We start from the raw sequence: 19,442 nt of genomic DNA, 5'->3' as shown, positions 1-19,442 counted from the left end.
CGATAGGCTCGTCCGGTGCGCATCGCGAGATTCACCACCGGCGAGGACCCGATGTACGGCGTGGTCACGGGCGAGCTCGACCAGTTCGGCCAGCCGGACCCCGACAGCATCGTCGTCGCGCTGGCCGGCGACCCCCTGTACGTCGGCGTGAAGCTGCTCGACCAGGAGCACCGGCTCGAGGACGTGCGGCTGCTCGCGCCGGTGCTGCCGCGCAGCAAGGTGGTCGGCATCGGGCGCAACTACGCCGCCCACGCCGCCGAGATGGGCAGCGACGTGCCGGCCGAGCCGCTGATGTTCCTCAAGCCGAACACCAGCGTGGTCGGCCCGGGCGACCCGATCTTCTACCCGCCGCAGACGCGGAACCTCCACTACGAGGGCGAGCTCGCCGTCGTGATCGGCCGGATCTGCCGCGACGTACCCCCGGAGCAGGCCACTGACGTGATCCACGGCTACACGATCGGGAACGACGTCACCGCGCGGGACCTGCAGAAGAGCGACGTGCAGTTCACGCGGGCCAAGGGCTTCGACTCGTTCTGCCCGCTCGGGCCGTGGATCGAGACCGACCTGGACCCGCAGGCCTTCGCCGAGGGCAGGCAGGTCCAGACGCACCTCAACGGCGAGCTCAAGCAGGACGGCAGCACGGCGGACCTGATCTTCGACATCCCGACGCTGATCGCGCACGTCTCCAGCGTGATGACGCTGCTGCCCGGCGACGTCATCCTCACCGGCACCCCCGAGGGTGTCGGTCCCATGGAGGTCGGTGACGAGGTCGAGGTCTCGATCGCCGGCCTCGGCACCCTCACGAACAAGGTGGCTTCCCGATGACTGTCCGCGTCCGCATGGCTCCCAGCCCCACCGGGAGTCCCCACGTCGGCCTGGTCCGCACCGCCCTCTTCAACTGGGCCTTCGCGCGGCACGCCGGCGGCACGTTCGTGATGCGCATCGAGGACACCGACAAGGAGCGCAGCACCCAGGAGTCGTACGCCGCGATCATCGACCTGATGCGCTGGCTCGGCCTCGACTGGGACGAGGGCCCGGAGGTCGGCGGTCCGCACGCGCCGTACTTCCAGAGCGAGCGCGGCGACCTCTACCGCGACGCACTCGAGCGGCTGGCCGCCTCGTCGTACACCTACGACTGCTTCTGCACCAACGACGAGATCGAGGCGCGACGCAAGGCCTCCGGCTCGAAGGTGATGGGGTACGACGGCTTCTGCCGCGACCTCTCCGCCGAGCAGCGCGCGGCGTTCGAGGCCGAGGGGCGCAGGCCGGTCGTGCGGTTCCGGATGCCCGACGGCTCGATCGGCTGGAACGACCTGGTCCGCGGGGAGGTGACGTTCGAGGCGCGGTTCGTCCCCGACTACGCGCTCTGCCGCGCGAACGGCGACCCGCTCTACACGCTGGTCAACCCCGTCGACGACGCCTACATGGAGATCACCCACGTGCTCCGGGGCGAGGACCTGCTCTCCAGCACCCCGCGCCAGCTCGCGCTGTACGACGCGCTCAAGGAGCTCGGCATCGCCAAGGTGACGCCGGAGTTCGGCCACCTGCCGTACGTCATGGGCGAGGGGAACAAGAAGCTCTCCAAGCGCGACCCCGAGGCGCACGCGCTGGCGTACCGCGACCAGGGCTTCCTGCCCGAGGGGCTGCTCAACTACCTGGCCCTGCTGGGCTGGGCGATCGCCGCCGACCGCGACGTCTTCTCGCTCGAGGAGATGGTCGAGGCGTTCGAGATCGCCGACGTGAACCCGAACCCGGCCCGCTTCGACCTCAAGAAGGCCGAGGCCATCAACTCCGCCCACATGCGGCTGCTGTCGGTGGAGGAGATGACCGACCGCGTGCTGCCGTTCCTCAAGGCCGGCGGCGTCCTGTCGGACCCGGTCGACGACGCGGACGCGCAGCTGCTCGAGCAGGCGATGCCGCTGGTGGCCGAGCGGATCAACAAGCTCACCGAGGCCGTGGACATGCTCGGCTTCCTGTTCGTCGCCGACGCCGACTTCGCGGTCGACCCCACCGACGCCGAGAAGCTGCTGGACGACGACGGCAAGGCGGTCGTGCGGGCGTCGTACGACGTCCTCTCGGGGCTGTCGGCCTGGTCCACCGCCGCCATCCAGGAGGCGCTCCAGGCCAGGCTCGTCGACGAGCTGGGCCTGAAGCCGCGCAACGCGTTCGGACCCGTTCGCGTCGCGGTCACCGGTCGCCGGGTCTCGCCGCCGCTGTTCGAGTCGATGGAGCTGCTCGGTCGCGAGCGCAGCCTCGGCCGGCTGCAGAGCGCGCTGTCCTGACCATGCCCGGGGAAGCGGCCGAGGGCCTGTCGTACCCGCTGATCCAGCGTGGTGGTCGGCCAGGTGCCTGGCGACCGATCGTCGGCGTGCTCGCCCTCATCGCCTGCTTCGTCGTGGTCGCTCCGGTGCTGGTGCAGATCCCGTTCGCGATCGGGCTCGCGCTCGCCGGCAGGGACGTCGGGGACGGGCTCGACCGGCTGCTCGAGCTCGACGACCCGACGCCGCTCGGGCTGGCGTACCTGAACCTCGCCCTCGCCTCTGCGATCCCCGTGACCTGGGCGATCACCCGGGTGCTGCACGGGCTGCGGCCCGGATGGCTGGCATCGGTGGTCCCGCGGATCCGCTGGCGCTGGCTGCTGATCTGCTTCGGGCTGTCCTTCGTGTCGCTGTTCGCCACGCTGCTCGTGTCCGCCCTGGTGCCCTCGTCCGCGGACAGTGCCGAGGTCAGCGGTCACCTCAACGACTTCACGTCGACCACGCGGAACTTCCTGCTCGTGGTCGTCCTGCTCACGCCGCTGCAGGCCGCGGGGGAGGAGTACGCGTTCCGCGGCTACCTCACCCAGGCGATGGGCAACCTGTTCGGCAGCTGGGGCGGGCGCCCGTGGGCGGCGGTGCTGTTCCCGGCGCTGCTGTTCGCGGCGGCGCACGGCGCCCAGAGCCCGCCGGTGTTCTTCGACCGGTTCGCGTTCGGCATCGTCGCCGGCCTGCTCGTCGTCCTCACCGGAGGGCTCGAGGCAGGCATCGCGATGCACGTGCTCAACAACTGGCTCGCGTTCGGCCTCGCGCTCGCGTTCGGCGACATGGCCTCGACACTGAATCCCGTCGGCGGCAGCTGGTGGACGATCCCCGTGACCCTCACCCAGTCGCTCGTGTATCTCGCCCTGGTGCTGTGGGTGGCGCGCCGGATCCGGCTGCGGAACATGACCGAAACCCCAGCAGGGCCGGGCGTTTTGGTGGCCCCGAGAGGTCGCGTGTAGTGTTCTCCACCGTGCCCGACCGCCTCGGCGGAGAGGGCATGAACTAGTAAGTCAGTGGGATATGGTGTAATTGGCAGCACGACTGGTTCTGGTCCAGTTAGTCTAGGTTCGAGTCCTAGTATCCCAGCGAAGATCGCGGTCCTGAGGGGCCGCGATTTTGTGCGAACTCCGGCTTTCGCTAGAGTTTCGCAGGTTGCTCGCTGAGTCATCAGCTGGGCGACATGCCCCCGTTGTGTAGCGGCCTAGCACGCCGCCCTCTCAAGGCGGTAGCGCCGGTTCGAATCCGGTCGGGGGTACACAGGCACAAGGCCCCGGTCCCACGGATCGGGGCCTTTCTGCGTGCTGGCGTGCCGCGCCGTACGGCACGGCGCGCGCGTTCACAGGCAGCGGTCGGCCATGGATCGTCGAGTGACGTGAACTGGCTGCAGATCAGCCGGAAAAGCAGCCAGTTGCCGTCACTCGACGGGAGATCGCCAGTACGGTCAGCGCGGCTCGCCGCGCACCGCGCGGCCGGGGTAGGCGGCGAGGTCGAGCGCGCCGTCGCGGATCACGAAGGTGCCGCCGACCATCAGGTGGCGGACGCCGTGCGAGGGCCGGGTCGGGTCCGAGACGGTCGCCCGGTCCGTGACCGCCTCCGGGTCGAGCACGACCAGGTCGGCGTCGGCACCGGGTGCGAGGCGCCCCTTGCTCCGCATCGCGGGCGCCACGTCGTCGAGGACCCGGGCCGGCAGGTAGGAGCAGCGACGGAACGCCTCGGTCCAGGTCCACAGGGCGTGCTCGCGCACCATCAGCCGCAGGCTGCGGGCGAACGTCCCGGCCGTGCGCGGGTGGGTGGACGCTCCCGGCGGCAGCGGCCACTCGCGGGTGTCGTGGCGGTGGTCCGGCCACTCCAGCGGCATCGCGTCGCTGGCGACGATCGCGTCCGGGAACGCGAGGGCGCGCCGGAGCAGCTCCCGGTCCGCCTCGTCCCGCTCGTCGAGGAACTCGATCACGCAGGTGGCGCCCGGATCGAGCTCACGGACCTCGGCCAGGCGGCGTGCGTCGGCGATCCGCTCGCCGGTCCCGAGCATCACGATGCTCGAGGGGGTCAGGCCCCAGGCGGACAGGCGGTCGGGCGCGAGGAAGAAGGCCCCGACGCTGGTGCTGCCCATGCCGTAGGGGTAGGCCTCGACGGTGACCCGGGACCCGGCAGCGCGGGCCTCGTCCAGGGTGCCCAGCACGCGGTCGACGTGGCGGCGCGACGTGCTGTTCACGTGGCAGTGGTGCATCGCGGCGCCGGTCTCGGCGGCGGCGATCGCGACCTCCGTCGAGCCGTCGACCGGCGTGGTCGGCTCGGCCTCCACCAGCTCTCGGACGTGGGTGAAGGTGGGAGCCCCGGCGGACGCGGCGAGTCGCGCGACCGCGACGTACTCCGCGGGGTCCGAGCGAGGTGCGTAGCCGATCAGTACGCCGATCCCGAGGGCGCCGGCGGCGAGCTCGCGCTCCAGCAGCTCCAGCCACGCCGCCAGCTCGGCGGGGGAGGACGTCCGCTGCCACTCGGGGTTGCCGAGGAGGTCCGTCGAGGCGTCGAAGCGTGCCGTGGGGACCACCCCGGCCAGGACCTGCCCGCGGGCGTCGGCCCACGAGGCGGAGAATCCGTAGTTCAGCACCCGTCCGGCGGCCGCGGCCTCGGCGTACGCCCGGTCAAGGGGCATCAGCCCGGCCTCGAGGTCGAGGTTGGTGGTCACGCCGTCGAAGGCCTGCAGGCGCTGGCCGGCGATCGAGTGCACGTGGCTGTGCAGGTCGACGAAGCCGGGACCGACGACGAGGCCGCTGACGTCGACGACCGTCGCGCCGGCGTCCAGGACGGGGACGGTCGAGATCTCCGTGACGGTGCCGTCCCGGACGACGACGTCGGCCACCGTCTGCGTGGCCGCCGCGGGATCGATGACCTGGCCGCCCCGCAGGATCGTCGTTGTCATGGCGATGATTGTGGCGCGCGGTGGCGCGGGTCGGCTTGGCGGGCCGCACAGGCCGGTGGGTCGCCGCTGGTCGGATCGGACGACGACCGGTGCCGGCTGGGTCCGGCTGGTTCCGGTCAGGCGCACAGCCCGTTCTCGAAGGCCGTGGCCTTGCCGCCGTTGGGGTTCTTCCCGGTCACGGCGCCCTTGCCGAGCTTGCCGAGCGGTTCGTCGTCCCGGACCTTCTTCCAGAGCTCCTGCGCGGCGGGTGCCAGCTGGAGCCGGCCCCAGTTCGGGTCGCCGATCGGGAAGTCCGTGGTGGGCACGGTGACGAACTTGATGTGGCCGAGGTCGGTGTGCCGCAGCGATGCCGCGAGCTGCACCAGCTTGCCGGCGCTGGCGAGGTCGGGGCTCGCCTGCAGGGAGCCCGCGAGGCTGCTCGCGAACCGGTACAGCCGGTCCGGTCGGGTCAGCGTGTTGGCGGACATCACCTTCTTGATCATCGAGGCGATGAACGCCTGCTGGCGCTTCATCCGGCCGAGGTCGGAGTTCGCGGTCGAGTGCCGCTCGCGGACGTACTGCAGCGCCCGGTCGCCGTCGAGCTTCTGGGTGCCGGCGTCGAAGTGGATGTGCGCGACGCTGTCGTCGACGGGCTGGGGGATGCAGACCTCGACGCCGTTGATCGCGTCCACCATGTCCTTGAAGCCGCCGAAGTTCACCGTGATGTAGGAGTCGACGAAGACCCCGGTGACCGCCTCGACCTGGCGAGCCGTGCAGGCCGCGCCGCCGACGGTGTACGCCACGTTCCACGGCACGTCGGACGCGGCGGGGACCGACGTGCCGTCCGGGGCCTTGCAGGTCGGCCGGTCCACGAGCGCATCGCGCGGGATCGAGATGCCGTACGCCGAGCGCCGGCCGTCCGCGATGTGCAGCAGGATGGTGGTGTCCGACCCGCCCTCGCCCGCCTCGTTGTCGATGTCGCACCCGGCGCAGTCGCGGGAGTCGGTGCCCATCAGCAGGATGTTGAGCTCGCCCGACGGCAGTGGCGCCTTCCGGGTCTTGAGGTGCTCGATCGGGGCCCCGGTGTCGATCTTCTTGTCGACGTGGTTGTACGCGAACACCACGCCCGCCCCGGTCAGCAGCGCCACCACGAGCTCGGCGACGACGATCACGCGCAGCACCGCCAGGCGGTGCCGCGGCTTGGCGCTCGGTCGATCCTGGGGCAAGGTCGAGTTCCTCTCCGGATGCCCGAGATCCTCCGTCAACCCTAGAGGGCTCCACCACACCCCCCAGGGGTGAGAGACGGGCTAGGCTCGCGGCCGTGTCCGATTTCCGCCAGAGTGTGTCGGTGGCGTCGGTCAGGATGGGGTCATGACCAGCATCGACCCGGAGTCCTGCTACCGAGCGGTGAAGTCGCGGGACCGACGCTTCGACGGCGTCTTCTACACCGCGGTCCGGACGACCGGCATCTACTGCCGTCCGTCCTGCCCGGCGCGCACACCGGCGTTCCAGAACGTCTCCTTCCACCCGAGCGCCGCGTCCGCCCAAGCCGCTGGTTACCGCGCCTGCAAGCGCTGCCTGCCCGACGCGACGCCCGGCAGTCCCGACTGGGACGTCGCCGCCACGGCGGCCGGCCGGGCGATGCGGCTGATCGCGGACGGGGTCGTCGACCGCGACGGCGTCGAGGGCCTGGCCCGCCGGGTCGGCTACACGCCCCGCCACCTCACCCGGATCCTCACCTCCGAGCTCGGCGCCGGACCCCTTGCTCTCGCGCGCGCCAGGCGGGCGCAGACCGCGCGGGTGCTCATCGAGACCACCGAGCTGACCTACGCCGACATCGCGTTCGCCTCGGGCTTCTCCAGCGTCCGACAGTTCAACGACACGATCCGCGAGGTGTACGCCTCGTCGCCGACCGACCTCCGCGGCCGGCGCGGCGGCCGGCCCGCCACGGGCACCGTGACGATGCGACTGGCCGTGCGCACGCCGTACCTCGGCAGCGCCCTGCGGGCGTTCCTCGCCACGCGGGCGGTGCCGGGCGTCGAGGCGGCCGGCCCGGGCTGGTACGCGCGCACCCTGTCCCTTCCGCACGGGACCGGGACGGTCCGGCTCGAGGTCCCCGACGTCGAGGAGCCCGGGCTGACGGCGTTCGCGACCGCGACGTTCACGCTGGAGGACCTGCGCGACACCACTGCGGCGACGGAGCGGGTGCGCCGCATGCTCGACGCGGACTGTGACCCGTTGGCCGTCGCCGACGCGTTCGCCGGCGACCCCGTGATCGGCCCGCTGGTCCGGGCCAACCCCGGCCTGCGCGTCCCCGGCCACGTCGACGGGCACGAGATCGCCGTCCGCGCGGTGCTGGGCCAGCAGGTCAGCGTCGCCGGCGCGCGCACGGTCGCCGCCCGGCTGGTGGCCGAGCACGGCCGCCCGCTCCCCCAGCCGGTCGACGGTCTGACCCACCTCTTCCCGGATGCCGCGACGCTGGCCGCACTCGACCCCGAGGACCTGCCGATGCCGCGCGCCCGCGGACGCGCACTCGTGGCGCTCTGCGCCGCACTGGCGAGTGGCGAGCTGGCGCTCGACCGCGGCCCGGACCGCGACGACGTGCGCCGGCGGCTCCTGGACATCCCGGGCATCGGCCCGTGGACGGCCGACTACATCGCGCTGCGGGCGCTCGGCCACCCCGACGTCTTCCTCCCGACCGACGTCGGCGTCCGCGACGCGCTCGTCGGCCTCGGCCGCGACCCCGCGACGGCGACCCAGCTCAGCGCGGGTTGGGCGCCCTGGCGCTCCTACGCACAGCTGCACCTCTGGCAGAGCCTCGACCCCTCGGACAAGGAGAAGTGACATGTGGACCGTGATGGAGTCCCCGATCGGGCCGCTGCGGCTCGTGGAGCAGGGCGGTGCGATCACCGCCATCGAGTTCACGCCGTTCCGCGACCCGGACGGTCGTCCGCGCGGCGACCGTGACGACGCGGATCCCGTGCTCGTCGAGGCCACGCGACAGCTGACGGCCTACTTCGACCGCGACCTCAAGGAGTTCGACCTGCCTCTCGCTCCCGAGGGCAGCGCGTTCCAGAAGCGCGTGTGGGCCGAGCTGCTCGGCATCGGATGGGGCGAGACAGCGTCGTACGGCGAGATCGCCCACCGGCTCGGCATGACGAACGCCGCGTCCCGCGCGGTCGGACTGGCCAACGGCCGCAACCCGATCCCGATCGTGATCCCGTGCCACCGGGTGATCGGCGCGAACGGCACGCTCACCGGGTACGCCGGCGGCCTCGACCGCAAGCAGCTCCTGCTCACCCTCGAGCAGGATGCCTTGTTCTGAGCGCCCCTCGCCCGAGCTTGCTCGGGCGAGACGCGGGCGCCAGGTCGAGTAGCGCCCGCGACCGACCGAGGAGGGCGCGACGGCGTGTATCGAGACCCGTCGTTGCCATTCGGGTTACCGAGGTCTCGATACGCCGGTCGCGAGCTCGTTCCTCGCTCGCGCGGCTACTCGACCTGGCTGCTGATCTCGGCGCGAGCAAGCTCGCTCCGAGGCAGCTCACTCCGCCGCGGCGCGTCGCAAGGACTCGCTGAGCCGCTCGGCGGCGGCCAGCACGGCGGGCGCGTGCATGCGACCGGGCTGCCGCGACAGGCGCTCCAGCGGGCCGGAGACGGAGACGGCGGCGATGATCTTGCCGCCGGGGGAGCGGACGGGTGCGGACACCGAGGCGACACCCTGCTCGCGCTCGCCGACCGACTGCGCCCAGCCACGGCGGCGGATGCCGGAGAGGGCGGCGGCCGAGAAGGCGGCGTTCTGGAGTCCGCGGTGCATGCGCTCGGGGTCCTCCCACGCGAGCAGCACCTGGGCGGCCGACCCGGCCCGCATGGTGAGCTGCGACCCGACCGGGATCGTGTCGCGCAGGCCGGAGGGTCGCTCGGCCGCGGCGACGCACACGCGGTGCTCGCCCTGGCGGCGCCACAGCTGCGCGGACTCGCCGGTGATGTCGCGCAGCCGCGCGAGCACCGGCCCTGCCGTGGCGAGCAACCGGTCCTCTCCGGCGGCGGCGGACAGCTCGGACAGTCGGGGGCCGAGCACGAAGCGGCCCTGCATGTCGCGCGCGACGAGGCGGTGGTGCTCGAGCGCGACGGCCAGCCGGTGCGCGGTCGGGCGGGCCAGGCCGGTGCCGGCGACCAGGCCGGCGAGGGTGGCCGGTCCCGACTCGAGGGCGGTGAGCACGAGGGCGGCCTTGTCGAGGACGCCGACGCCACTGGAGTTGTCCATATGGCAATACTGACGTCTCAGATCATGGGATGCAAGCGGTAAGGTCTGTGACCTAGCACGGCGAAACGCGGACGTGAGGGAGAGAGCTGGATGGGCAAGACCCTGTCAGAGAAGGTCTGGGACGAGCACGTCGTCCGGTCGGTCGAAGGGGAGCCCGACCTCCTCTTCATCGACCTCCACCTCATCCACGAGGTCACCTCGCCGCAGGCGTTCGACGGCCTCCGGCTCGCGGGCCGGCAAGTACGCCGGCCGGACCTCACGATCGCCACCGAGGACCACAACGTCCCGACCGTCGACTGGGACAAGCCGATCGCGGACCCCGTCTCCCGCGCGCAGGTCGAGACGCTCCGCACCAACTGCGCGGAGTTCGGCGTCCGCCTCCACCCGCTGGGCGACGTCGAGCAGGGCATCGTGCACGTCGTCGGGCCGCAGCTCGGCCTCACCCAGCCCGGCATGACCATCGTCTGCGGGGACTCGCACACGGCGACGCACGGCGCGTTCGGCGCGATCGCGTTCGGCATCGGTACGTCGGAGGTCGAGCACGTGCTCGCCACCCAGACGCTGCCGCAGGCCCGGCCGAGGACGATGGCCGTGACCGTGAACGGCTCGCTGCCCGAGGGCGTCACCTCGAAGGACCTGATCCTGTACCTGATCACCCGGACCGGCACCGGCGGTGGCCAGGGCTACATCGTCGAGTACCGCGGCGCGGCGATCGAAGAGCTCTCCATGGAGGGCCGGATGACCGTCTGCAACATGAGCATCGAGTGGGGCGCCAAGGCGGGCCTGATCGCGCCCGACGACGTCACCTTCGCCTACCTGAAGGGCCGCCCGGAGGCCCCGAAGGGTGCCGAGTGGGATGCCGCCGTCGAGCACTGGCGGAGCCTGCGCACCGACGACGACGCGGAGTTCGACCACGAGATCGTCATCGACGCAGCCGAGGTGACCCCGTGGGTGACGTGGGGCACCAACCCCGGACAGGGCGCGCCCCTGGGCGGCACCGTGCCGGCGCCGGGTGACTTCGAGGAGGAGACCGACCGGGTCGCCGCCGAGAACGCCTTGCGCTACATGGATCTCGCGGCCGGCACCCCGCTGCGCGAGGTCCACGTCGACACCGTCTTCGTCGGCTCGTGCACGAACGGCCGGATCGAGGACCTGCGCACCGCGGCCGCGGTGATCAAGGGCCACAAGGTCGCCGACGGCACCCGCATGCTCGTCGTCCCCGGCTCGGCCCGGGTGCGGCTGGAGGCCGAGGCCGAGGGGCTCGACCTCGTCTTCAAGGAGGCGGGTGCCGAGTGGCGCGGCGCCGGTTGCTCCATGTGTCTCGGCATGAACGCCGACACGCTCTCACCGGGCGAGCGCAGCGCATCGACGTCCAACCGCAACTTCGAGGGCCGGCAGGGCAAGGGCGGCCGCACCCACCTGGTGTCGGTCCCGGTCGCGGCGGCGACCGCGGTCCGCGGCACGCTGTCCTCGCCCGCCGACCTGGAACTCGTGGGGAGCAACTGAGATGGAGAAGTTCACGACGCACACCGGCGTCGGCGTGCCGCTGCGGCGCAGCGACGTCGACACCGACCAGATCATCCCGGCCGAGTACCTCAAGCGGGTCACGCGCACCGGCTTCGAGGACGGGCTGTTCGCGGCCTGGCGCAACGATCCGGCGTTCGTCCTGAACCAGCCGGCGTACGCCGCGGGCTCGGTGCTGGTCGCCGGCCCCAACTTCGGCACCGGCTCCTCGCGGGAGCACGCGGTGTGGGCGCTGCAGAACTATGGCTTCAAGGCCGTGCTCTCGCCGCGCTTCGGTGACATCTTCCGCGGCAACTCGGGCAAGGCCGGGCTGCTCGCGGGTCGCGTCGACGAGAAGGTCGTGCAGCGACTGTGGGACCACCTCGAGACCAACCCGGGTGCGACCGTCACCGTCGACCTGGAGTCACGCACCGTGCGTGCCGGTGACGGCCCGGACGCCATCGAGGACTCCTTCGACATCGACGACTACACGCGTTGGCGTCTGCTCGAAGGCCTCGACGACATCGGCATCACACTCGGGCACGAGAACGAGATCACCAGCTACGAAGCGCAGCGGCCGAGCTGGAAACCGGTGACCCAGCACGCCGGCTGAATTGTCCTCGCAGAGGGCGAATCCCCAACAGGCACAGGGGATTCGCCATCTTTTCATTTCGAGAACCATCGGCTCCAAGGGCGCGAAATCAGCCGAAAGTCCCTCTGCTGACAGGGTTCTGCGCACTTCGGCGCTCGAAAAACACTTCAAGAAACGCGGCTCAGGTGATTGTGAGTACGGGCGCGTTTACCTAGCGTGCGAGGAAGTTAGTCGAGCACGGGCTCGACCACTTGTCGTTCATTGGAAGGGAAGACAGTGAACAAGTCTGAGTTCATCGACGCTCTCTCGTCGCGTTTCGAGGGGAACAAGAAGGCTGCCTCGCACGCCCTCGAGTCCGTTCTGGACACGATCACCCGCGAGGTCGCGAAGGGTGAGAAGGTCGCCATCACCGGCTTCGGGTCGTTCGAGAAGCGCGTCCGCGAGGCGCGCTGGGTGCGCAACCCGCAGACCGGGGCGCGGATCAAGGCGAAGAAGACCGCGGTGCCGAAGTTCACCGCTGGAGCCGACCTCAAGAACGTCGTCTCGGGTGCGAAGAAGCTGCCGAAGTTGACGCTCTCCGCAGGCCCGGCGGCCGCCAAGAAGGCGACGGGGCCGGCGCGGAAGGCGGCTGCTGCCGCAGCGAAGAAGGCAACGCCGGCAAAGAAGACCACGACCGCGAAGACCGCGGCCAAGAAGGCGCCGGCGAAGAAGGCGGCACCGGCCAAGAAGACGGCCCCCGCCAAGAAGGCCCCGGCGAAGACGACCACGACGGCCAAGAAGGCACCGGCGAAGAAGGCGGCACCGGCCAAGAAGACGGCCCCCGCCAAGAAGGCCCCGGCGAAGACGACCACGACGGCCAAGAAGGCACCGGCGAAGAAGGCGGCACCGGCCAAGAAGACGGCCCCCGCCAAGAAGGCCCCGGCGAAGACGACCACGACGGCCAAGAAGGCACCTGCGAAGAAGGCACCGGCGAAGTCGGCTGCCAAGAAGGCACCCGCCAAGAAGGCGCCGGCCAAGAAGACCGCCAAGAAGTCCTGACCCCGGTCCGGATCCACGGCAGACGGGCCGTCACCCTCGCGGGTGGCGGCCCGTCGTGCTCGCGTCAGGTCAGGGCTCTGGTGGCCCGGCCGACGCCGAGCGAGATCGCGTCGTCCAGATCGGCCAGGTCGTCGACGTCGCGACGCACGGACGGCGCGGCGCCCGTGAGCTCCCGGGCACCGGAGTCCAGGTGGGCCGCACGCGAACCCGGCCCGAAACGAGGAGTGAACTCGTCGTACCCCGCGACGTAGAGCGTGGTCCCCACGCCGGCGGCGTCCGGGACGAACGCCGGGTGCGGTCCGACCCGCCCGAGTACCTCGTCGAGGTCGGCGGGCCGCAGCGCAGGCAGGTCGGCGCAGAGCGCGACCGGGCGCAGGTCCGGCCAGCGTCGGTGTGCCTCGGCCGCGGCCAGGCGCAGGGTCCCGTTGAGGTCGCCGGCGACGCCGTCCGGGATCGCCGAGGTGCCGAGCCCGGTCAGCCGTGCGGAGAATCGCGCATCGTCGGTGACGACCAGCACCTCTGCCACGGACGCGGCCGCGACGCAGGCCGCCACCGTGTCCACGGCGAACGCCTCGGCGAGGGCGCGCCGGTCCGCGGTCGCGATCCCGGACAGACGGGACTTGCCGACCGCCGGCGGCTTGACGGGCACGAGGACGACGTACTGGGGAGGCTGCGAAGACACGGGCATCACGCCGATCCTGTCAGGTGTCGACCGAGTAGCCTGCGCACGTGGTCGTTCGACGGATGCAGGAGAAGAAGAGCTGGGCGTGGCGGCTCGCGGAGCCCATCGTCCGGGCGGCCCTGCTCTCGACCACGCGGCACGACTGGATCGACGGCGAGAACATCCCCGCCACCGGCGGCTGCATCATCGTGCTCAACCACGTGTCGCACGTCGACCCGCTGACCGCCGCCCACCTCGTCTACGACCACGGCCGGTTGCCGCACTACCTCGCGAAGTCGGGGTTGTTCAGGAACAAGGCATTGGGAGCCTTCTTCCGCGCCGCCGGCCAGATCCCCGTCGAGCGGTTGAGCAAGAACGCGGTCGGCGCCTTCGACGCTGCGGTGCAGGCCGTGCACGAGGGCAAGTGCGTGGTCGTCTACCCCGAGGGCACCATCACCCGCGACCCGGACGGCTGGCCGATGACCGGGAAGTCCGGGGCAGCGCGGATCGCCCTCGAGACCGGTTGCCCCGTGGTCCCCGTCGGCCAGTGGGGCGCGCAGCAGCTGCTCGCGCCGTACGCGAAGAGGCCCGACCTGTTCCCGCGCAAGCTCGTGACGATGAAGGTCGGCAAGCCGGTCGACCTCGGCGACCTCGCGGATCGGGAGCCTCGGACGGTCGCGGTCATCCAGGAAGCGACCGACCGGATCATGGACGCGATCACGGCGCTGGTCGCCGACGTGCGCGGCGAGCCCGCACCCGGCCAGCGCTTCGACATGAAGAAGGCTGGCGTCCGGCAGATCGGCAACCCGAACAAGCGCGAGGGGAAGAAGTGAGCGGATCCCACGGCAAGGTCGCGATCTTCGGCGCGGGATCCTGGGGCACGGCGTTCTCGATCGTGCTCGCGGACGCCGGCAACGACGTCACCGTCTGGGCACGCCGCGAGGAGGTGGCGGAGGCGATCAACGAGCGCCGCGAGAACGCCGACTACCTCCCGGGCATCGAGCTGCCACCGCAGGTGTCGGCGACGCACGACGTCGAGAAGGCCGCCCACGGAGCCGACCTGGTCGTCTTCGCCACGCCGTCGCAGTCGCTGCGCGGGAACCTCACCGAGTGGGCGCCGTACGTCGAGCCGGGCTCGGTGCTCGTCTCGCTGATGAAGGGCGTCGAGCTCGGCACCCTGGACCGGATGAGCCAGGTCATCGGCGAGGTCACCGGAGCCGGACCGGAGCGGATCGCGGTGATCAGCGGGCCGAACCTGGCCAAGGAGATCGCGAAGCGTGAGCCCGCCGCGTCGGTCGTCGCCTGCGCCGACGAGGACGTCGCCCGGCAGATCCAGCGCCGGATCCACTCGCCGGCCTTCCGGCCCTACACCAGCCCGGACGTGCTCGGCTGCGAGCTCGGCGGCGCCTACAAGAACGTCGTGGGCCTCGCGGTCGGCATGGCCGTCGGCCTGGGCTTCGGCGACAACACCACCGCGTCGGTGATCACCCGCGGACTGGCCGAGACCGCCCGGCTCGCGACCGCGCTCGGCGCGAACCCCCTCACGCTGATGGGCCTGGCCGGCCTCGGCGACCTCGTCGCCACCTGCTCGTCGCCGCTGTCCCGGAACCGCACGTTCGGCGAGAAGCTCGGGCGGGGCATGTCGACCGACGAGATCCTCGCGACGACCAGGCAGGTCGCCGAAGGCGCGAAGTCCTGTTCGTCGCTGCTCGCGCTCGCCGACCGGACCGGCGTGGACGCGCCGATCGCGCACCACGTCGACGCGGTCGTCGCCGGCCGGATGACGGCCCCCGAGATGATGGACGCCTTCATCGCGCGTGAGACGAAGGCCGAGACGGACTGACCGGACCCGCGCCGGCGACGGCTACCCGACCAGCGAGGAGAGGGCGTCGCGCAGGTCGTCCCAGAGGTCGTCGACGTCCTCGACGCCGACGGACAGCCGGACGAGCCCGTCCGGGATCGTCGCGGGCTCGGCCTTCCAGCGCCGGCGTCGCTCGAAGGTCGACTCCACGCCGCCCAGGGACGTCGCGTGCACCCAGATGCTGGTCTTGTGCACGAGGAGGTCAGCGGCCATCGCACCCTGGGCGAGCACGACCGAGACGATCCCGCCGAAGCCGGGGTACCGGACCTCGCCGATCGCGGGGTGGGTCGACAGCCGGCGTACCAGCTCCTGGGCGTTGGCCTGCGACCGCTCGACGCGCAGGTGCAGAGTGCGCAGGCCGCGCAGCGCCAGCCACGCCTCGAGGGTGCCCGGCGTCGACCCGAGCAGGTCGCGCCGCCCCTTGAGCACGCCGTGCAGCTGGTCGTCGTTCGTCACGACCGCGCCCATCAGCACGTCGCTGTGGCCGGCGAGGAACTTCGTCACCGAGTGCACGACGATGTCCGCGCCGAGGTCGAGGGGCTGCTGGAGCAGGGGAGTGGCGAAGGTGTTGTCGACGACGACGTACGCCCCGGCCTCGTGCGCGGCCGCGGCGATCCGGGGGATGTCGGCGACCTCGAGCGCGGGGTTCGTGGGCGACTCGAACCACACCAGCGCCGCGTCCTCGCACGCCGCGACGACGGCCTCGGTGTCGGTGATGTCCACGAGTCGGGTGCGGACGCGGCCACGGCTCTCCAGGTCGCCGAGCTGGAGCAGGGTGCCGGTGTAGGAGTGGGCGGGCGCGACCACCAGGCCGTCGTGGCCGACCAGGTCGAGCACGGTCGTCACCGCGGCCATCCCGGACGAGAACGCCAGCGCCCGGCCGCCCTCGAGGGCGCCGAGGGCCTCCTCGAACGCCGCCCAGGTCGGGTTGGCGTAGCGGCCGTACTCCCGCTCACCGCCTGCGACGTACGTGGAGGCCATCGTGATCGGCTCGCTCAGCGGCTGGTCCACCTCGTGCGGCGGGCGTCCGGCGGTCACGGCGACGGTGGCGGGCTTCATGGACCCGAGCGTAGGGCCGATAGGGTCGTCGCGATGAACGAGCCCAGCCGGAAGCCCCGCGTCGCCGTCGTCTTCGGTGGCAAGTCCAGCGAGCACGCGATCTCGTGCGTGACGGCGGGCAGCGTGCTCGCCGCGATCGACCGGGACACCTACGACGTGGTGCCGATCGGCATCGCCACCGACGGCCGCTGGGTGCTGGAGTCCGGCGACCCGGAGCGGCTGCGCATCACCGGACCGGACCGGCTGCCGCAGGTCGACGGCGACCGCGCGACGATCGCGCTCGCCCCCGAGGCGACGTCCACGGATCTCGTCGTCACGGAGCCGTCCCGGCCGCCGCACACGCTCGGCGAGGTGGACGTGGTCTTCCCGCTCCTGCACGGGCCGTGGGGCGAGGACGGCACCATCCAGGGCATGTTCGAGATGGCCGGGGTGCGCTACGTCGGCGCGGGCGTGCTCGCCTCCGCGGTCAGCATGGACAAGGCGTACATGAAGGTCGTGCTCGCGGCCGCGGGGCTCCCGGTGCTGCCGTCCACGACCGTCACCGCCCGCCAGTGGGAGCAGGACCAGGTCGGCTGCCGCGAGCGCGCCGCGGGGCTCGGCTACCCGCTGTTCGCGAAGCCCGCCCGCGGCGGCTCCAGCATCGGCATCTCCAAGGTGCACGACGACACCGAGCTCGCCGCCGCCCTCGAGGAGGCGATGCGCTACGACCCGAAGGTGCTCCTCGAGGCGTACGCCGAGGAGGCCCGCGAGGTCGAGTGCGGCGTGCTCCAGGCCCTGGACGGCACGCCCGAGACCAGCGTGCCCGCCGAGATCCGGATCTCCGGCGACCACGAGTTCTACGACTTCGCGGCCAAGTACCTCCCCGAGGAGCACACCGAGCTCGACGTACCGGCGCTGCTGCCGGACGCCGTGACCGCGCAGATCCGCGACCTGTCGGTGCGCGCGTTCGAGGCGGTCGGCGGCGAGGGCCTGGCGCGCGTGGACTTCTTCGTGCTGCCGGGCGACCGCGTGGTCGTCAACGAGATCAACACGATGCCGGGCTTCACGCCGACCTCGATGTACCCGCGGATGTGGGCGGCCTCCGGGGTCGACTACCCGGCGCTCGTCGACCGGCTCGTGAAGCTCGCGCTGCAGCGGGACACCGGCCTGCGCTAGACGCAGTGCCCGGTACGCCGGAGCGTCTGCGCGATCACCGCGCCGATCTCCCCGACGGCGTTCGTGAAGCCGTCGGGGCGGTACTCGCCCGGGACGAGCAGCTGCACCCGGGGCCGGTAGTTCAGCTCGGTCGTCGTGACGTCGAGCGCCTGGTCGTCGGTGACCCGGCCGATGTCCGGCACGAACCAGCCCGTGCTGTCGACCTGCAGGCAGGTCGAGGTGTCGGTGAAGCCGTCGGGCCGGCCGACGCCACAGGTCAGGACGATCGCCGGATCTCCCCAGGCGGCGCCGTACCCCGCGTCGCCGGTGACGTCGACCTCGTCGTGGCCGGCCAGCGTCTTCGGCAGCGCGGCCACGAGGTCGCGGCACGCGCTCGCATCGGCGGCGGACAGGTCGGGAGCGTCGATCTCCGGCGAGCTGTCGTCGCAGCCGGTGGCGAGCAGGACGAGGGCGCACGCGACGACGCCCCGTGTCCGCAGGGACACGGGGCGCCGCCGGCGTACTGCGGGACGCACCTAGATGTGCACGACCGGGCAGGTCAGCGTGCGGGTGATGCCGTCGAGGTTCTGCACCTTCGAGACCACCAGCTTGCCGAGCTCGTCGACGTTGCGGGCCTCGGCGCGGACGATCACGTCGTAGGGCCCGGTGACGTCCTCGGCGAGGGTCACGCCCTTGACCTGGGCGATGGCGGCAGCGACCTCGGCGGCCTTGCCGACATCGGTCTGGATCAGGATGTACGCCTGGACGACCATCGAGTGTCTCCTCGTGCGATCAGCGGCTGTGTCGTGCGCCAACCTACCGTGAGGTACAGACCCCGTCATCTGGTGGGATGGGGCCATGCCGATCCCACCAGATGCGACGCTCGCCGACGTCGGCGAGTTCGGACTGATCGCCGAGCTCGTCGGACTCTTCCCGCAGGGCGAGCAGGTGATCGTCGGGCCGGGCGACGACGCGGCCGTGCTGCGGGTGCGGACCGGGCACGTCGTTGTGTCCACCGACCTCGTCGTCGAGGGCCGGCACTTCCGCCGCGACTGGGCCAGCGCGGCCGACGTGGGGCACCGCGCCGCGGCGCAGAACCTCTCCGACATCAACGCGATGGGCGGCCGCGCCACGTCGCTGACGATCGGCCTGGCTGCGCCGGCCGACCTCCCTGCGCAGTGGGCGCTGGACTTCGCGCGCGGGTTCGCGGAGGAGTGCGCCCTGGTGGGCGCCTCGGTCGTCGGAGGCGACCTGACCCGCGCCGACCAGGTGGTGATCGCGGTGACCGTGCTCGGCGCCTGCACCCGGTCCCCGGTGCTGCGCTCCGGCGCCCGGCCCGGCGACGTGCTGGCGATCACCGGCCGGCAGGGCTGGGCCGCGGGCGGCCTTGCGGTGCTCGGCCGCGGCTTCCGGTCACCGAGGGTGCTGGTCGAGGCCTACCGCCGGCCCGAGCCGCCGTACGACGCCGGCCCGATCGCCGCCGAGGCCGGCGCGACCTCGATGATCGACGTCTCCGACGGGCTGCTCGCCGACGCCGGCCACCTCGCGTCGGGCTCCGGGGTCGCGATCGACGTGCACACCGCGGCCTTCGACGTGCCGGAGCCGCTCGAGGCGGTCGGCGCGGCCACCGGGGCCGAGCCGATCTCGTTCATCCTCGGCGGGGGAGACGACCACGCCCTGCTCGCGACGTTCGAGGACCTCGACGCCGTCCCCGACGGCTGGTCCGTGGTCGGCTCGGTCGCGGAGGGCTCGGGAGTCACGGTCGACGGTGCGGAGTACGACGGGCCCACGGGCTGGACGCACTTCTGAGCCGAGCCGGGACCCCGAAATGCAGAAGACCCCGACCACCAGGTCGGGGCCCCGCGGAGAGTGCGTGGGGTCAGCGGGTGACCTTGCCGGCCTTGAGGCAGCCGGTGCACACGTTCAGACGCTTCGGGGTGCCGTTGACGGTGGCCCGGACGCGCTGGATGTTGGGGTCGAAGCGGCGCTTCGTGATCTTGCGCGACCACGGGCGGTTGTTGCCGAAGCCGGGCTTCTTGGCGCAGATGTCGCAGACGGCAGCCACCGTGTACTCCTGAAACGAATCGATGATGTGGGAACTGAGCTGAAATCGTGGGGCCCGAGGGCGGGC

General features: G+C 71.7%; 20 protein-coding genes and 2 tRNA genes. 14 read left to right on the top strand and 8 right to left on the bottom strand.

The features are described 5' to 3' along the window. The first annotated feature begins 15 nt into the window (after positions 1–15). From N538_RS0103715 to N538_RS0103695, 5 genes are all read left to right on the top strand, one after another. Positions 16–825, top strand: a complete 810-nt coding sequence (locus N538_RS0103715) for a fumarylacetoacetate hydrolase family protein (protein WP_028636178.1) — start codon at positions 16–18, stop codon at positions 823–825. Next, positions 822–2,282 carry a glutamate--tRNA ligase gene (gltX, locus tag N538_RS0103710; RefSeq protein WP_028636177.1) on the top strand — a complete coding sequence of 487 codons (1,461 nt, stop codon included), beginning with the start codon at positions 822–824 and terminating at the stop codon, positions 2,280–2,282. The genes N538_RS0103715 and gltX overlap by 4 nt, the downstream gene beginning before the upstream one ends. A 2-nt stretch (positions 2,283–2,284) precedes the next feature. Beyond that, positions 2,285–3,259, top strand: coding sequence for a CPBP family intramembrane glutamic endopeptidase (locus N538_RS0103705; protein WP_036569301.1), 975 nt, complete (start codon positions 2,285–2,287; stop codon positions 3,257–3,259). Between the two features lie 55 nt (positions 3,260–3,314). Then, positions 3,315–3,386: transfer RNA gene (locus N538_RS0103700), tRNA-Gln, on the top strand. A 96-nt stretch (positions 3,387–3,482) separates the two neighbouring features. Beyond that, positions 3,483–3,555: transfer RNA gene (locus N538_RS0103695), tRNA-Glu, on the top strand. Between the two features lie 186 nt (positions 3,556–3,741). Here N538_RS0103695 and N538_RS0103690 read toward each other — a convergent pair. Together N538_RS0103690 and N538_RS23710 are read right to left on the bottom strand one after the other, a co-directional pair. Then, entirely contained in the window at positions 3,742–5,220 is a 1,479-nt protein-coding gene (locus N538_RS0103690) for an amidohydrolase family protein (RefSeq protein WP_036569299.1), read from the bottom strand. Positions 5,221–5,336: 116 nt separating this feature from the next. Next, positions 5,337–6,425 carry an LCP family protein gene (locus N538_RS23710; protein ID WP_155991947.1) on the bottom strand — a complete coding sequence of 363 codons (1,089 nt, stop codon included), beginning with the start codon at positions 6,423–6,425 and terminating at the stop codon, positions 5,337–5,339. Positions 6,426–6,570: 145 nt separating this feature from the next. Between N538_RS23710 and N538_RS0103680 the strand changes: the two genes are divergently transcribed. Together N538_RS0103680 and N538_RS0103675 are read left to right on the top strand one after the other, a co-directional pair. Further along, positions 6,571–8,043, top strand: a complete 1,473-nt coding sequence (locus tag N538_RS0103680) for a DNA-3-methyladenine glycosylase 2 (RefSeq protein WP_036569297.1) — start codon at positions 6,571–6,573, stop codon at positions 8,041–8,043. 1 nt (position 8,044) lies between these two features. Beyond that, entirely contained in the window at positions 8,045–8,524 is a 480-nt protein-coding gene (locus N538_RS0103675; protein WP_028636174.1) for a methylated-DNA--[protein]-cysteine S-methyltransferase, read from the top strand. Positions 8,525–8,740: 216 nt separating this feature from the next. Here N538_RS0103675 and N538_RS0103670 read toward each other — a convergent pair whose 3' ends face one another. Beyond that, positions 8,741–9,463: an IclR family transcriptional regulator gene (locus N538_RS0103670; RefSeq protein ID WP_028636173.1), complete on the bottom strand. Its 723-nt coding sequence runs from the start codon at positions 9,461–9,463 to the stop codon at positions 8,741–8,743. Positions 9,464–9,553: 90 nt separating this feature from the next. Here N538_RS0103670 and leuC point away from each other — a divergent pair, with 90 nt between their 5' ends. The 3 genes from leuC (at position 9,554) to N538_RS0103655 (ending at position 12,596) form a co-directional block, all read left to right on the top strand. Beyond that, positions 9,554–10,969: a 3-isopropylmalate dehydratase large subunit gene (leuC, locus tag N538_RS0103665; RefSeq protein ID WP_028636172.1), complete on the top strand. Its 1,416-nt coding sequence runs from the start codon at positions 9,554–9,556 to the stop codon at positions 10,967–10,969. A 1-nt stretch (position 10,970) separates the two neighbouring features. Then, on the top strand, positions 10,971–11,579 hold the full coding sequence (gene leuD / locus N538_RS0103660) for a 3-isopropylmalate dehydratase small subunit (protein WP_028636171.1): 609 nt from the start codon (positions 10,971–10,973) through the stop codon (positions 11,577–11,579). A 255-nt stretch (positions 11,580–11,834) separates the two neighbouring features. After that, the gene (locus tag N538_RS0103655; protein WP_028636170.1) at positions 11,835–12,596 is read left to right on the top strand and encodes an HU family DNA-binding protein; all 762 of its coding nucleotides are present in this window, start codon (positions 11,835–11,837) and stop codon (positions 12,594–12,596) included. 64 nt (positions 12,597–12,660) lie between these two features. Here the strand turns inward: N538_RS0103655 and cofC are convergent, their stop codons facing one another. Then, positions 12,661–13,284 carry a 2-phospho-L-lactate guanylyltransferase gene (cofC, locus tag N538_RS0103650; RefSeq protein ID WP_028636169.1) on the bottom strand — a complete coding sequence of 208 codons (624 nt, stop codon included), beginning with the start codon at positions 13,282–13,284 and terminating at the stop codon, positions 12,661–12,663. Positions 13,285–13,325: 41 nt separating this feature from the next. On the opposite strand from cofC, the gene N538_RS0103645 reads away from it, so the two are divergent. Both N538_RS0103645 and N538_RS0103640 read left to right on the top strand, forming a co-directional pair. Then, positions 13,326–14,090 (top strand): lysophospholipid acyltransferase family protein, encoded by a 765-nt coding sequence (locus tag N538_RS0103645; protein WP_028636168.1) that lies wholly within the window; start codon positions 13,326–13,328, stop codon positions 14,088–14,090. Further along, positions 14,087–15,100 (top strand): NAD(P)H-dependent glycerol-3-phosphate dehydrogenase, encoded by a 1,014-nt coding sequence (locus tag N538_RS0103640; protein WP_028636167.1) that lies wholly within the window; start codon positions 14,087–14,089, stop codon positions 15,098–15,100. Before N538_RS0103645 ends, N538_RS0103640 begins: the two co-directional genes overlap by 4 nt. Before the next feature lie 21 nt (positions 15,101–15,121). Here the strand turns inward: N538_RS0103640 and N538_RS0103635 are convergent, their stop codons facing one another. After that, on the bottom strand, positions 15,122–16,177 hold the full coding sequence (locus tag N538_RS0103635) for a trans-sulfuration enzyme family protein (protein ID WP_028636166.1): 1,056 nt from the start codon (positions 16,175–16,177) through the stop codon (positions 15,122–15,124). Between the two features lie 33 nt (positions 16,178–16,210). Between N538_RS0103635 and N538_RS0103630 the strand changes: the two genes are divergently transcribed. Continuing rightward, positions 16,211–17,332 carry a D-alanine--D-alanine ligase family protein gene (locus N538_RS0103630; RefSeq protein WP_028636165.1) on the top strand — a complete coding sequence of 374 codons (1,122 nt, stop codon included), beginning with the start codon at positions 16,211–16,213 and terminating at the stop codon, positions 17,330–17,332. Here N538_RS0103630 and N538_RS27165 read toward each other — a convergent pair. Together N538_RS27165 and N538_RS0103620 are read right to left on the bottom strand one after the other, a co-directional pair. Beyond that, entirely contained in the window at positions 17,329–17,817 is a 489-nt protein-coding gene (locus N538_RS27165) for a DUF3515 domain-containing protein (RefSeq protein ID WP_051548686.1), read from the bottom strand. The two genes, N538_RS0103630 and N538_RS27165, sit on opposite strands and share 4 nt — an antisense overlap. Before the next feature lie 30 nt (positions 17,818–17,847). Continuing rightward, a complete protein-coding gene (locus tag N538_RS0103620; RefSeq protein ID WP_028636164.1) occupies positions 17,848–18,084 on the bottom strand; it encodes an Lrp/AsnC ligand binding domain-containing protein in 237 nt (78 codons plus the stop codon). A gap of 91 nt (positions 18,085–18,175) precedes the next feature. Here N538_RS0103620 and N538_RS0103615 point away from each other — a divergent pair, with 91 nt between their 5' ends. Then, positions 18,176–19,120 (top strand): thiamine-phosphate kinase, encoded by a 945-nt coding sequence (locus N538_RS0103615; protein WP_231496131.1) that lies wholly within the window; start codon positions 18,176–18,178, stop codon positions 19,118–19,120. 70 nt (positions 19,121–19,190) lie between these two features. Here N538_RS0103615 and rpmB read toward each other — a convergent pair whose 3' ends face one another. Beyond that, entirely contained in the window at positions 19,191–19,376 is a 186-nt protein-coding gene (gene rpmB, locus N538_RS0103610) for a 50S ribosomal protein L28 (RefSeq protein ID WP_011756723.1), read from the bottom strand. Positions 19,377–19,442 lie beyond the last annotated feature (66 nt).

This window comes from Nocardioides sp. URHA0032, assembly GCF_000620645.1.
Taxonomy (GTDB): domain Bacteria; phylum Actinomycetota; class Actinomycetes; order Propionibacteriales; family Nocardioidaceae; genus Nocardioides.
The sequence above is the reverse complement of the archived record's forward strand: the minus strand, read 5'-3'. Positions and strand labels throughout refer to the sequence as shown.